The 13,198-nt window shown below is 70.1% G+C and carries 11 protein-coding genes; 2 read left to right on the top strand and 9 right to left on the bottom strand.

Annotated elements, in window-relative coordinates; translation table 11 throughout:
- Positions 1-156: 156 nt before the first annotated feature.
- The 3 genes from ABT300_RS34730 to ABT300_RS34720 form a co-directional block, all read right to left on the bottom strand.
- Positions 157-816 carry a vitamin K epoxide reductase family protein gene (locus tag ABT300_RS34730; protein WP_351684456.1) on the bottom strand — a complete coding sequence of 220 codons (660 nt, stop codon included), beginning with the start codon at positions 814-816 and terminating at the stop codon, positions 157-159.
- 439 nt (positions 817-1,255) lie between these two features.
- Entirely contained in the window at positions 1,256-2,518 is a 1,263-nt protein-coding gene (hisS, locus tag ABT300_RS34725; RefSeq protein ID WP_351684454.1) for a histidine--tRNA ligase, read from the bottom strand.
- A gap of 12 nt (positions 2,519-2,530) precedes the next feature.
- Complete coding sequence (locus tag ABT300_RS34720) at positions 2,531-3,247, bottom strand: MBL fold metallo-hydrolase (protein WP_351684451.1); 717 nt, start codon at positions 3,245-3,247, stop codon at positions 2,531-2,533.
- A gap of 180 nt (positions 3,248-3,427) precedes the next feature.
- On the opposite strand from ABT300_RS34720, the gene ABT300_RS34715 reads away from it, so the two are divergent.
- Positions 3,428-4,255, top strand: a complete 828-nt coding sequence (locus ABT300_RS34715) for a peptidylprolyl isomerase (protein ID WP_351684448.1) — start codon at positions 3,428-3,430, stop codon at positions 4,253-4,255.
- Between the two features lie 155 nt (positions 4,256-4,410).
- Positions 4,411-5,640, top strand: coding sequence for a DUF349 domain-containing protein (locus tag ABT300_RS34710; RefSeq protein WP_351684445.1), 1,230 nt, complete (start codon positions 4,411-4,413; stop codon positions 5,638-5,640).
- An 87-nt stretch (positions 5,641-5,727) separates the two neighbouring features.
- Here the strand turns inward: ABT300_RS34710 and ABT300_RS34705 are convergent, their stop codons facing one another.
- From ABT300_RS34705 to ABT300_RS34680, 6 genes are all read right to left on the bottom strand, one after another.
- Entirely contained in the window at positions 5,728-8,256 is a 2,529-nt protein-coding gene (locus ABT300_RS34705) for a RelA/SpoT family protein (protein ID WP_351684443.1), read from the bottom strand.
- Positions 8,257-8,437: 181 nt separating this feature from the next.
- Positions 8,438-8,977 (bottom strand): adenine phosphoribosyltransferase, encoded by a 540-nt coding sequence (locus ABT300_RS34700; protein ID WP_351684441.1) that lies wholly within the window; start codon positions 8,975-8,977, stop codon positions 8,438-8,440.
- Positions 8,974-10,083 (bottom strand): protein translocase subunit SecF, encoded by a 1,110-nt coding sequence (gene secF / locus ABT300_RS34695; protein ID WP_351684438.1) that lies wholly within the window; start codon positions 10,081-10,083, stop codon positions 8,974-8,976. The genes ABT300_RS34700 and secF overlap by 4 nt, the downstream gene beginning before the upstream one ends.
- 3 nt (positions 10,084-10,086) lie before the next feature.
- On the bottom strand, positions 10,087-11,859 hold the full coding sequence (gene secD, locus ABT300_RS34690) for a protein translocase subunit SecD (RefSeq protein ID WP_351684435.1): 1,773 nt from the start codon (positions 11,857-11,859) through the stop codon (positions 10,087-10,089).
- A 133-nt stretch (positions 11,860-11,992) separates the two neighbouring features.
- Entirely contained in the window at positions 11,993-12,508 is a 516-nt protein-coding gene (yajC, locus tag ABT300_RS34685) for a preprotein translocase subunit YajC (protein WP_351684433.1), read from the bottom strand.
- Between the two features lie 175 nt (positions 12,509-12,683).
- A partial coding sequence (locus ABT300_RS34680; RefSeq protein WP_351684431.1) for a Holliday junction DNA helicase RuvB C-terminal domain-containing protein occupies positions 12,684-13,198 on the bottom strand: 515 nt, incomplete at its 5' end.

Here is a 13,198-nt window from a genome sequence, read left to right as displayed (position 1 = left end):
CCGGATGCGCCCGCGCATCCGGACCGCCAGGGGGCTCCCTGCGGGGTCCTTCTCCTGGCGGTCTTCGGCTGCGGCGGTGAACAGGTCGGGCTCCACACCTCGGAGCCTACGTCAGGGGTACGACAGTCCCCGTCGGCCGCCCGTCCGGGGCCGGGCTCATGCCCAGAGGTCGGCGCCCCAGCGGGTCAGGATCAGCATCGCGATGATGCCGACGTGCGTGACCGGCAGGACCCAGGTGAACTCGCCGAAGAACCGCTTCAGCCCGGCGGGCGCGGGGAGGAAGCCGTTGCGCACGTTGAACGAGGTGACGTACCAGAACATGGTGATCGTCGCGACCCAGGCCAGCGAGCACCACAGGCACAGAGCGTTGATCTTGTACAGCGACTGGTACTGCAGCCAGGTGCAGAAGACCACGCCGAAGAGCGTGCCGAAGTTGAAGGTCAGCCAGTACCAGCGCGGGAAGCGGGCCCGGGTCAGCAGGCTCATGCCGACGCAGATCACCACGCCGTAGGCGACGAGGCCGAGCATCGGGTTGGGGAACCCGAAGGCGGACGCCTGCTTGCTCTCCATGATGCTGCCGCAGGAGATGATCGGGTTGATGCTGCAGCCGGGCGTGAAGGTCGTGCCCGCGACCTTGGCCTCGAGGATCTTGAACTTGTCGATCGTGATGACCCACGCGGCGAGCAGACCGGCCGCGCCGGTGATCAGCAGCAGGATCGCGAACGCCCGGCCGGCGCCCTCCGTCCGTGGCTCGACCGCGGCCACGTGCTCGGGCTCGGACTCCGTGGAGGCGTCTTTCACTGTCGTCTTGCTCATCACGCCGATCCGTCACTTGAGAGTTGGACCATCTTCGGGCAGGGGCCATTGTGCCGCACAAGGCCGACTGTCCACCGTTCGGTGGACATAAGGAAGTACGTGCGGCCGCCCCGGGGCGTTCGGTTCCGGCCGACGCTCGAAGCATGACAACACACCCGAACCGCTCGCGGTGGACGTGCCCGACGAGGACGCGGGCGGGGGGCGGAGCGCCGGCGGCGGATGAGGAGGTGGGCGCACGCGCGGCACGCTCACGTGCCGCCGTCGCCCGGAAAGGGGAACCGGCGCCCGCGGTGTTGACGGCGGGCGGGCCCTCGGTGCGAGACGACTGCGCGAAGACTGCTCCCGCCGGACGGGAGGCCCGCCCTGGACGGCACTCCCCCACGGCCCCGCCCATGCCGAGGGACGCCGGGTACCCGCCCCGGCGTCCCTCGGCGAGGAGCTATCCGAGCTTCGACTCCAGCTCGGCCACGATCTCGTTGACTCCGATCGCCGTCTGCTCGCCGGACTCCATGTCCTTGAGCTGGACGACGCCCTCGGCGAGGTCGCGTTCGCCGGCGACGATGGCGTAGCGCGCCCCGCTGCGGTTGGCGCTCTTCATGGCGCCCTTGAGGCCCCTGCCGCCGTAGGCGAAGTCGGCCGCGACGCCCAGCTTGCGCAGCTCGGTGACCTTGGCGAAGAGCACCCGGCGAGCCTCCTCGCCGAGCGGCACCGCGTACACGGAGGTCGAGGCGGGCAGCCTGAGCTCCACCCCCTCCGCCTCCAGCGCGAGGACGGTGCGGTCGACGCCGAGCGCCCAGCCCACCGAGGGCAGCGCGGGGCCGCCGATCATCTCGGAGAGGCCGTCGTAGCGGCCGCCGCCGCCCACCGCGGACTGCGAGCCCAGTCCGTCGTGGACGAACTCGAAGGTCGTGCGGGTGTAGTAGTCCAGACCGCGGACCAGCTTGGGGTCGTCCTCGAAGGCGACGCCCGCCGCGGTGATCAGCTCGCGCACCTCCTCGTGGTACGCCTTGCAGGCGTCGCAGAGGTAGTCGCGCAGCAGCGGCGCGTCCCCGAGCTGCTTCTGGACCGACTCGCGCTTGTCGTCGAGCACCCGGAGCGGGTTGATCTCCGCGCGGCTCAGCGTGTCCTCGTCCAGGTCGAGACCGCGCAGGTAGGTCTGCAGCGCCTCCCGGTACACCGGGCGGCACTCCTTGTCGCCGAGGCTGTTGAGGAGGATCCGGAAGTTCTGCAGCCCCAGGGAGCGGTACGCCTGGTCCGCCAGGATGATCAGCTCGGCGTCCAGCGCCGGGTCCTCCGCGCCGATCGCCTCGGCGCCCACCTGGGAGAAGTGGCGGTAGCGGCCGGCCTGCGGCTGCTCGTAGCGGTAGTAGGAACCGGAGTACCAGAGCTTGACCGGGAGGTTGCCCTGCCGGTGCAGGTTCGCCTCCAGCGCGGCGCGCAGCACCGACGCGGTGCCCTCGGGACGCAGGGCCAGCCTGTCGCCGCCCTTGGTCTCGAAGGCGTACATCTCCTTGGTGACGATGTCGGTCGACTCGCCGACACCGCGCGCGAACAGTTCGACGTTCTCGAAACCGGGCGTCTCGACATAGCCGTAACCGGCGCCGCGCAGCGGGGAGGCGATGCCCTCGCGCACCGCGAGGAACTTCGCGGACCGGGGAGGGATCAGGTCGTACGTGCCCTTGGGGGCCTGAAAGGTGCTCACGGAAGTCTCTCGTCACATTCCTCGTCGGGGAGGGGTGGGCGAACCCGCTCCCTGGCCGCCGGCCGCCACCTGCCGCAGATACGGGTTGGCGGCGCGCTCCTGGCCGATGGTCGTCTGGGGGCCGTGGCCGGACAGCACCACGGTCGAGTCGTCGAGCGGCAGGCACACGCGGGCCAGCGAGTCGAGCATCTCGGCCATGTCACCGCCGGGCAGGTCGGTGCGTCCGATGGAGCCGGCGAACAGCAGGTCCCCGGAGAAGAACACCGACGGCACGTCGGTCGTCTCCGGCATCCGGAAGGTCACCGACCCCTTGGTATGGCCCGGCGCGTGCGCGACGGAGAACTCCAGCCCGGCCAGGTCCAGCGCGGCGCCGTCGGTGAGCTCGCGGACGTCGTCCGGCTCTCCCACCGTGAGCTCGCCCATCAGCGGCATCCCGATGGACCTGCCCAGCGCCTTCTCGGGGTCGCTCATCATGTAGCGGTCCTCCGGGTGGATCCAGGCCGGCACGTCGTGCGCGCCGCACACCGGGACGACCGAGGCCACATGGTCGATGTGGCCGTGGGTGAGGACGACGGCCACGGGCTTCAGCCGATGCTTCCTGATCGCTTCCTCGACGCCAGGGGCCGCCTGGTGGCCCGGGTCGATGATCACGCACTCCTCGCCCGCGGCCGGGGCGACGAGATAACAGTTCGTCCCCCAGGCTCCGGCGGGGAACCCGGCAATGAGCACGATCGTCCTTCGTTTGTGTCGATACGCGTGGGCTTCTGGGCGGCTGCGCCAGTGGTCAGAGCCTACCGGCGCTGCCGTTTCCTCAGCGAACCCATATACGGTACGGGACACACGCAGGCGGTCGGCTCACAAGACGCACGCGTCCCAGTCGACGTACGAGACGCATGAGGAGAGAACCCGGTGGTCACCCAGGAACAGCGGAAGCGTCAGCTCGCCCGGGAGAAGTTCTTGCGGCAGCAGCAGCGGCGCACGAGCGCCCGGCGCAAGGCCCGTATGCGCAACTCGGTGATCGCGTCGGTGCTCGGCGTGATCGTCATCGGCAGCCTGGCGCTGTACACGACGGGTGTCCTGAAGGACGACGGCAAGGACAAGACGAACGCGAGTTCGCAGACGACGCCGTCCGCCGCGCCCAGCCCCAGCGCCGCCAAGGACCCGTGCGCGAAGCCCGCCGCCGGCGCGGTCAAGACGCAGACCTGGAAGAAGGAGCCGGCGGTCACGATCGACGCGTCGGCCAAGTACACGATGACGCTCGCGACGACCTGCGGCGACATCGGCATAGCGCTCAAGGCGAAGGCCGCGCCGCACACGGTGAACTCGTTCGACTTCCTCGCCGGCAAGGGCTACTTCGACCACACCAAGTGCCACCGCCTCACCACCAACGGGATCTACGTGCTGCAGTGCGGCGACCCGACGGGCAGCGGCAGCGGCGGTCCCGGCTACACCATTCCCGACGAGAACCTGAAGGACGCCTCCCTCAAGGCGAACGTCTACCCGGCGGGCACGGTCGCGATGGCCAACACCGGGCAGCCGCACACCGGCGGCAGCCAGTTCTTCCTCGTGTACCAGGACAGTCAGCTGCCGCCGAGCTACACCCCGTTCGGCACGGTGTCGCCCGAAGGCATGAAGGTTCTGAAGAAGATCGCCGCCGCGGGCGAGAACACCGGCGGTGGCGACGGCGCCCCGAACGCGACGGTCGTGATCAACAAGGCGACGGTCACGAAGTCCTGACGACCAACCCATGGCCAGGGCGGTCAACTGCCCAATTTCGGTCGTGCGGGATGCGGACAGGCGGCCTGCCGGTCGCCTATGTTGGCCGTGACGAAACTGTGGACGATGCCCAGGGGCCGTGAGGCCCCTCGGAGGCATCATGTGGAGGAGGCGCTGTGAGCAGCGACCCGTGGGGCCGCGTCGACGAGACGGGGACCGTGTACGTGCGTACCGCCGACGGCGAGCAGGTGGTCGGTTCGTGGCAGGCAGGCTCCCCTGAGGAAGCCCTGGCCTATTTCGAGCGCAAGTACGAGGGCCTGGTTGTCGAGATCGGCCTCCTCGAGAAGCGAGTGCAGACCACCGACCTTTCGGCGAAGGACGCTCAGGTCGCGATCGACCACATCCGCGAGCAGGTGGACGCACACCACGCGGTCGGTGATCTGCAGGCGCTGCGGGAACGTCTGGACAAGCTGGTGGCGACCGTCGAGTCGCGGCGCGAGGAGCGCAGGCAGCAGCGGGCGAAGCAGTCCGACCAGGCCCGTCACGCCAAGGAGGACCTGGTCACGGAGGCGGAGCAGCTCGCGCAGTCCGACCAGTGGCGGGCCGCCGGTGAGCGGCTGCGCGCCTTGGTGGACACCTGGAAGGGGCTGCCCCGGCTGGACCGCAAGTCGGACGACGAACTGTGGCACCGGTTCTCGCACGCGCGGTCGGCGTTCTCCAAGCGCCGCAAGGCCCACTTCGCGCAGCTGGACGCGCAGCGTGAGGAGGCCCGCCGGATCAAGGAGCGGCTGGTCTCCGAGGCCGAGGGGCTGTCCGGTTCGACGGACTGGGGTCCGACCGCCGCGCGCTACCGCGAGCTGATGGCGGACTGGAAGGCCGCCGGCCGTGCCCAGCGCGAGCACGAGGACGACCTGTGGAACCGCTTCCGCGGCGCCCAGGACGTCTTCTTCGCCGCCCGCAGCTCGGTCTTCGCCGAGCGGGACGCGGAGCAGACGGAGAACCTGAAGCTCAAGGAGGAGCTGGCCGAGGAGGCCGAGAAGCTGCTCCCGATCGGCGACCTGAAGGCGGCGCGGGCCGCGTTCCGTTCGATCAACGAGCGCTGGGAGGCCATCGGCCACGTCCCGCGGGACGCCCGGCCGAAGGTCGAGGGCCGGATGCACACCGTGGAGCGGGCGATCCAGGAGTCCGAGGAGGCGGAGTGGCGCCGGACGAACCCGGAGGCACGCGCGCGTGCCGCGGGTCTCACCGGTCAGCTCCAGGGCGCCGTGGACAAGCTGAAGGCGCAGATCGAGCAGGCCCGCGCCCAGGGCAACTCGGCGAAGGCCGACAAGCTGGAGCGCGAGCTGGAGGGCCGTCAGGCGCTGCTGGACCAGGCTCTGAAGGGCCTGCACGAGTTCGGCGGCTGAGGCAGGTCCGCCCTCGGGGCGACGCAGACAGCCGAACGGCCCCCGCACCTCGCGTACGGGGGCCGTTCCGTGTTCTCGCCGCCGTTGCTACGGCCGGCGCGCCGACGTCACCCGGTACACGTCGTAGACGCCCTCGACGCCGCGTACGGCCTTCAGGACGTGCCCCAGATGCTTGGGGTCGCCCATCTCGAAGGTGAAGCGGGACGTGGCCACCCGGTCGCGGGACGTCTGGACCGCGGCGGACAGGATGTTCACGTGCTGGTCGGACAGGACGCGCGTGACGTCGGAGAGGAGCCGGGAGCGGTCCAGCGCCTCGACCTGGATGGCGACCAGGAAGACCGAGGACTGCGTGGGCGCCCACTCGACGTCGAGGATCCGTTCGGGCTCCCGGGACAGCGACTCCACGTTGACGCAGTCGTTGCGGTGAACCGATACTCCGCTGCCCCGCGTGACGAAGCCGATGATGGGGTCGCCGGGCACGGGGGTGCAGCAGCGGGCCAGCTTGACCCACACGTCGTCGACGCCCTTGACGACGACTCCCGGGTCCTGGTTGCTGCGCCGCTTGCGGCCGCGACTCCGGGACGGCGGGACCGTCTCGTCGATCTCCTCGGAGGCGGCCTCCTCGCCGCCGAGCGCCTGGACCAGTTTCTGCACGATGTTCTGCGCGGACACATGGCCCTCGCCGATCGCCGCGTACAGCGCGGAGATGTCCGAGTAGCGCATCTCGTGCGCGAGCGTCACCAGCGAGTCGCCGGTGAGGATGCGCTGGATCGGCAGGTTCTGCTTGCGCATGGCGCGGACGATGGCGTCCTTGCCCTGCTCGATCGCCTCGTCGCGGCGCTCCTTGGAGAACCATGCGCGGATCTTGTTGCGGGCGCGCGGCGACTTGACGAAGTTCAGCCAGTCCCGGGACGGCCCCGCCCCGGCGGCCTTGGAGGTGAAGACCTCCACCAGGTCGCCGTTGTCCAGGGTCGACTCCAGCGGCACGAGACGCCCGTTGACCCGGGCTCCTATCGTGCGGTGGCCGACCTCGGTGTGCACCGCGTACGAGAAGTCCACGGGCGTCGCGCCGGCCGGCAGCGCTATCACGTCGCCCTTCGGCGTGAAGACGAAGACCTCGTTGCGCGACAGGTCGAAGCGCAGGGACTCCAGGAACTCGCCGGGGTCCTCGGTCTCCTTCTGCCAGTCGAGGAGCTGGCGCAGCCAGGCCATGTCGTTGAGGTGGTCGTCCTTGCCGGTGGTCCTCGGCTGGTCCGAGCGCACCTTCGAGGCGCCGGCGACGGCCTCCTGCTTGTACTTCCAGTGCGCGGCGATGCCGTACTCGGCGCGGCGGTGCATGTCGAACGTGCGGATCTGGAGTTCGACCGGCTTGCCGTTGGGGCCGATCACCGTCGTGTGCAGCGACTGGTACATGTTGAACTTGGGCATCGCGATGTAGTCCTTGAACCGGCCGGGGACCGGATTCCATCGCGCGTGCACGGTGCCGAGCGCCGCGTAGCAGTCGCGGACGGTGTCCACGAGGACGCGGATGCCGACCAGGTCGTAGATCTCCGCGAAGTCGCGGCCGCGGACGATCATCTTCTGGTAGACGCTGTAGTAGTGCTTCGGCCGGCCGGTGACGGTCGCCTTGATACGGGCGGCCCGCAGGTCGGCCTGCACCTCGTCGGTCACTATGGCGAGGTACTCGTCGCGCTTGGGAGCCCGCTCGGCGACCAGGCGGACGATCTCGTCGTACATCTTGGGGTAGAGGATCGCGAAGGCGAGGTCCTCGAGCTCCCACTTGATGGTGTTCATGCCCAGGCGGTGGGCGAGGGGCGCATAGATCTCGAGGGTCTCGCGCGCCTTCTTCTCCTGCTTCTCCCGCTTGAGGTAGCGCATGGTCCGCATGTTGTGCAGACGGTCCGCGAGCTTGATGACCAGCACCCGCGGGTCCTTGGCCATGGCGACGACCATCTTGCGCACGGTCTCCGCCTGCGCGGCCTCGCCGAACTTCACCTTGTCCAGCTTGGTGACGCCGTCCACGAGGAGGGCGACCTGGTCGCCGAAGTCGCGGCGCAGGTCCTCGAGGCCGTACTCGGTGTCCTCGACGGTGTCGTGCAGGAGGCCCGCCATGAGGGTGGCCGGATCCATGCCCAGCTCGGCGAGGATCGTGGTCACCGCGAGGGGGTGGGTGATGTAGGGGTCGCCGCTCTTGCGCTTCTGGCCGCGGTGCCAGCGCTCGGCGACCTGGTAGGACTTCTCGATCTGGCGCAGGGTGGCCGTCTCGATCTTGGGGTCGTTGCTGCGCACTATCCGCAGCAGCGGCTCCAGGACCGGGTTGTACGGGTTCTGGCGCTGGACGCCGAGCCGGGCGAGACGGGCGCGGACGCGGTTGGAGGAGCCGGAGCGGGCGGCCTGCTGCGGGGCGGCGGTCTGACGGCCGGCGGGGGCCGCGGTCGCCCCTTCGGGCGGAGCCGACTGGGGACGGGGCTGCTCGGCCGGTCCGTCGGCGTGCCCGGAACGGTCGTGCTCGGCCGGGCCGCGACGGTCTTCCGGCGTCTGCGACGCGGGGGTGGCCGCGGGCGCCGAGGCGGACTCGGGCTTGGCGGCTGTCAGGTGCTGGGCCTCGTCTGGCAAGAGGGCTCCTCGTGCGCGATCCGGGTCCCCGGTCAGGCTCCGGAGCACCCATCGTAGCGATCCTGAGCTCCAGGATCGCCTCCAGGCCGATGTGAGGGCCGTCTACCGGTGAAACGCGAGGGGCGGGCGCCGGATTCCTCCGGCGCCCGCCCGTTCGCGTACGGCGGTGCGCAGACCGCGTTCAGATGGTGAGCAGCGCCTCCACAGGGGCCCCGCGCAGGGCCGCCTCCAGGCGGGGACGACCGTCGAGGAAGCCCAGTTCCATCAGGACCGCGACCCCGGCCACCTCGGCTCCGGCCCGGTGGATGAGCTGGATCGACGCCTCGGCGGTACCGCCGGTGGCGAGGACGTCGTCGACGATCAGCACGCGGTCGCCCGCGGTCAGGTCCTCCGCGTGCACCTCGATCTCGGCCGAGCCGTACTCCAGGTCGTAGGCCTGGCTGAGGGTCGCTCCGGGGAGCTTGCCCGCCTTGCGCACGGGGATGAAGCCGAGGCCGGCGCGGACGGCGACCGGGGCGCCCAGGATGAATCCCCGGGCTTCCAGGCCGACGATCTTGGTGGCGCCGGTGCTCGCGGCGATCTGCGCGAACGCGTCGGTGAGGGCGGTGAACGCCGCCGGGTCCGCCAGGAGCGGGGTGATGTCCTTGAACATCACGCCCGGCTCCGGGTAGTCGGCCACGTCCCGGATGCGGCTGAGGAGCAGCTCCTCGACGCCGGTCACCGTCGCTTCCCCGACGGACGGCCGCGGCCCCGGCCGCGGGAGGCGGGCTGGGCGCGCGGGCCGACGACCGCAGGCGCCGCGTCCTCGTCGTCGTAGCCGTCGGCGGGGCGCGTCTCGTCGCGCTCGCCCTCGGCCGGGGACTGGGCCCGCTTGGCGAGGACCCGCTTCTTCAGCGCCCTGTACTGCGGCTCGAGCTCCTTGAGGTCGGCGACGAGCGGCGTGGCGATGAAGATCGAGGAGTAGGCGCCCGCCGCGAGACCGACGAACAGCGACAGCGAGATGTCGTTGAGCGTGCCCGCGCCGAGGAAGCCGCCGCCGATGAACAGCAGACCCGCCACCGGCAGCAGCGCGACGACCGTGGTGTTGATGGAGCGGACCAGGGTGCCGTTGATCGAGCGGTTGGCGACCTCGCTGTAGGTGAAGCGGGTCTGCTTGGTGAGGTCCTTCGTCTGCTCCTTGAGGGAGTCGAAGACGACGACCGTGTCGTACAGCGAGTAGCCGAGGATGGTCAGCAGACCGATCACCGTGCCGGGCGTGACCTCGAAGCCGACGAGGGCGTAGATGCCGACGGTGATGGTGATGTCGTGGATCAGGGCGACGAGGGCGGCGATGGCCATGCGCCACTCAAAGGCGATCGCCAGGTAGATCACCACCAGGACCATGAAGATCGCCAGGCCCTGCCAGGCCTTGGCGGCGATCTGGTCGCCCCAGCTCGGACCGACGAGGTCGGCGTTGATGGTCTCCGGGTTGACCTTGAAGTCCTTGGCCAGGTCTTCCTTGATCTTGTCGGACTGCGCGATGTCCATGCCGGCGATCTGGATGCGCACCTTGCCGTCGTCGAGCTTCTGCACGACCGCGTCGTGGCCTGAGGCGGCCTTCGCCGCCTCCTCTGCCTGGACGACGGAGATGCTGCCGCCCTTCGCCGTCGTGAAGACGGCGCCGCCCTGGAAGTCGATGCCCATGTTCAGGCCGCGCACCGCCAGGCCGAGGATGGCCGTGATGGTGATCAGGATCGAGATGCCGTACCAGAGCTTGCGATGCCCGATGAAGTCGTAGCTGATCTCGCCACGGTGCAGCCGGGCGCCGAGGTTACCGAGTTTGGACATCGCTCAGGCTTCCTTCGTCTCGACGGGACCGGCGACAGGACCGCCGGGACGGCGGGTGCGGCGCAGCGGCGGCTGGGCACCCAGGCTCTTCGGGTCGAGGCCGGACCACTTGTGGCCGTTCGCGAAGAACTTCCGCCGAGCGATGAGCGTCATCAGCGGCTTGGTGAAGAAGAAGACCACGACCACGTCGAGGACGGTGGTCAGGCCCAGCGTGAACGCGAAGCCCTGGACCTTGCCGACCGTGACGACGAACAGCACGGCGGCGGCGAGGAACGACACGAAGTCGGAGACCAGGATGGTGCGCCGAGCCCGCGGCCAGGCACGTTCCACGGCGGGTCGCAGGGTGCGGCCCTCCCGGATCTCGTCCCGGACCCGTTCGAAGTACACGATGAACGAGTCCGCTGTGATGCCGATGGCGACGATGGCTCCGCAGACGGCCGGCAGGTTCAGCGCGAAGCCGATGGCCGGGCCGAGCAGGGCCATGAGCACGTAGGTGAGGGCCGCCGAGACCAGCAGCGAGGCGAGCGCGACCAGCGCCAGACCGCGGTAGTACGCCACCAGGTAGATGACGACCAGGCCGAGGCCGATGGCGCCCGCGAGCAGACCCGCGTGCAGCTGGTCGGTGCCGAGCGCCGCCGTCACGGTGTTCGAGCTGAGTTCCTGGAAGGAGAGCGGGAGCGCGCCGTAGGACAGCATGTTGGCGAGGCCCTGGGCCTCCTCCTGCTTGAAGCTGCCGGAGATCTGGGCCTGGCCGCCGGTGATCGCGCTCTGCACGAACGGGCTGGAGACGACGTCGCCGTCGAGCACGATGCCGAACTCGTTCTGCGGCTGCTGGTTCTGCGCGAGCTTGCCCGTGATGTCGGCGAACTTCTTGCCGCCCGACTTGGTGAAGGTCATGTTGACCTGCCAGCCGGCGGCGCCCTGCGTGTCGAACGTGGCCTGGGCCTTCTTGACGTCGGTGCCGTCGACCGCGGCCGGGCCGAGCAGGTACTTGTACCAGACCTTGTCGATCTCACCGCAGGCGACGGTCGTGTCCTCGGGCTTGACGCCCTCGGCGACCTTGCGGCGCGCCTCGGGGTCGGTGCAGTCCAGGGCCGCGTACTTGGCCTGGAGCGCGGTGGCCTCTGCGGAGGGGGTGCCGCCACCGGAGGCCGACGGGCTGGGGGACGCCTTCGCTTTGGCGCCGGCCGGAGCCGACGGGGTGGCGTCGGCCTTGAGCGCGTCGGTGACGGCGCGGCCCTGCGAGGTGGCCGACGCCGAGGGGGACGAGGACGAGGTCGCCTTCTCACCCTTGGCGGAGGCGCTCGCCGAGGGGCTGGGCGACGCGCTCGACGAGCCGCTCGGGGACGCGCTCGGCTTGGGGGCGGCGGAGCCGGTGGCCTCCTGGGCCAGGACCGGACGGAAGTACAGCTTGGCGGTGGTGCCGACCTGCTTGCGTGCTTCCGCGGAGTTGGTGCCCTTGGGGATGTTGACGATGATGTTGCGGTCGCCCTGGGTCTGCACCTCCGCCTCGGAGACGCCCAGCCCGTTGACACGGCGGTTCATGATGTCGACCGCGGTGTCCATGTTGGCCTTGTTGATCGCGGATCCCTGGTCGGCCTTCGCCTCCAGCATGATGCTGGTACCGCCGGCAAGGTCGATGCCGAGACGCGGAGTGGTGTGACCGGAGGCGAACATGCCTCCGGTGAGCCCCACGATGGCGATCAGGATCAGGGCCAGCGAGCGCCCTGGCTTGCTCTGGGCACTCGCACTCCGGCCCTTCTTGGGTGCTGCCACCTTCTCGTACTCCCTCTCGGGCCGCCTTGCGCCGGGTCAGCGCGGCGGCGGCCATGACATGGTGTGGGATCCCCTGGCGAGATGCGCGCGCCCCGGCGCGGGCGGGTGTGCACCCTGAGCGCCGGGGTCGTGGCTACTTCTTCGCGTCGGAGTCGCCCTCGGGCTTCTTCGGCTCCTCGCCGGCCTCGGCCTGCTCGGCGTCGGCGGCCTTCTCCCGGACCTCGTCGGTCTCGTCCTTCTTGCCGAGGTCGACGGCCTTGTCGTCGGAGGCGGCAGCTTCGTCGACGGAGTCGTCGGTCCCGGTGGACTCGGCGAGGGAGGAGGCGTCGTCCGGGACGACGTCGGAGTCGGACTTCAGGTCGTGCTCGATGCCGTGCACGATGCGGTTGTACTCGTCGTCGGTCAGGACGGCGCCGATCGCGTTCTTCGCGAAGAGGAGTTCCACGCCCGGTCCGGCGTCCAGGAGAATCGTGTCGTCGTTGACCTCCTTGACCGTCGCGTACATGCCCCCGATCGTGCGGACACCACTGCCGGGCTGCAGTTCGTTGCGCATGGCGGCGGCCTGCTGCTGCTTCTTCTTGGCCGACCGGGTCATCAGGAACATGGCCCCGATGAGCACGATGAACGGGAGGAGGGTCAAAGGACTCACGGGTCGGAACTTCCTTCAAACGACCGCGGCGGTTGAGCGGCCTCATGGATGGGGGTTGTGTGCTGCCGACTAGGGCGGCATCGGCGGAGTCTAAGCGAGTCCGCGCGCATGGAACAACGCTCAGCATGGCACCTGGGTTCCTGACCCGGCCAATGTCCTCGCCGAAGCCCCGGCGTCACGTCCCGAACAGGTCCTGCTGCCCGCTTCCCTGACCCGGGGGCCGAGGCGGCGTGAGGCCGAGGTGTGTCCAGGCGGCCGGAGTCGCCACCCGACCGCGCGGTGTGCGGGCGAGCAGCCCCTCCCGGACGAGGAAGGGTTCGGCCACCTCCTCCACTGTCTCACGCTCCTCCCCTACGGCGACGGCCAGCGTGGACAGGCCGACCGGGCCGCCGCCGAACAGTTTCAGCAGGGCTTCCAGGACTCCCCGGTCCAGGCGGTCCAGCCCCCGCTCGTCCACCTCGTAGACCTGCAGCGCCGCCGCGGCGATCTCGCGGGTGACGCTTCCATCGGCCTTGACCTGCGCGTAGTCGCGGACGCGGCGCAGCAGACGGTTGGCGATACGGGGCGTGGCGGGGGGGGGGGGCGCGCGCGCGGCCGCGAGCCCCCGGGGGGGTGCGAAGGGGAGCAGGTCGGGCGCGCGGGGGGGGAAGCGGAGCAGGGCGCCCCGCCGGGGGAACAACATGTGGGCGG

This window comes from Streptomyces sp. NPDC001027 (assembly GCF_040299045.1).
GTDB lineage: Bacteria > Actinomycetota > Actinomycetes > Streptomycetales > Streptomycetaceae > Streptomyces.
Note: the sequence above shows the minus strand (reverse complement) of the source record. Positions and strands in the feature narration are given on the sequence as shown.

What these genes read in the sequence shown, in the direction of transcription:
- ABT300_RS34730 (WP_351684456.1), bottom strand. Translation starts at nt 816, where the DNA reads ATGAGCAAGACGACAGTGAAAGACGCCTCCACGGAGTCCGAGCCCGAG.
- secF (WP_351684438.1), bottom strand. Translation starts at nt 10,083, where the DNA reads ATGTCCAAACTCGGTAACCTCGGCGCCCGGCTGCACCGTGGCGAGATC.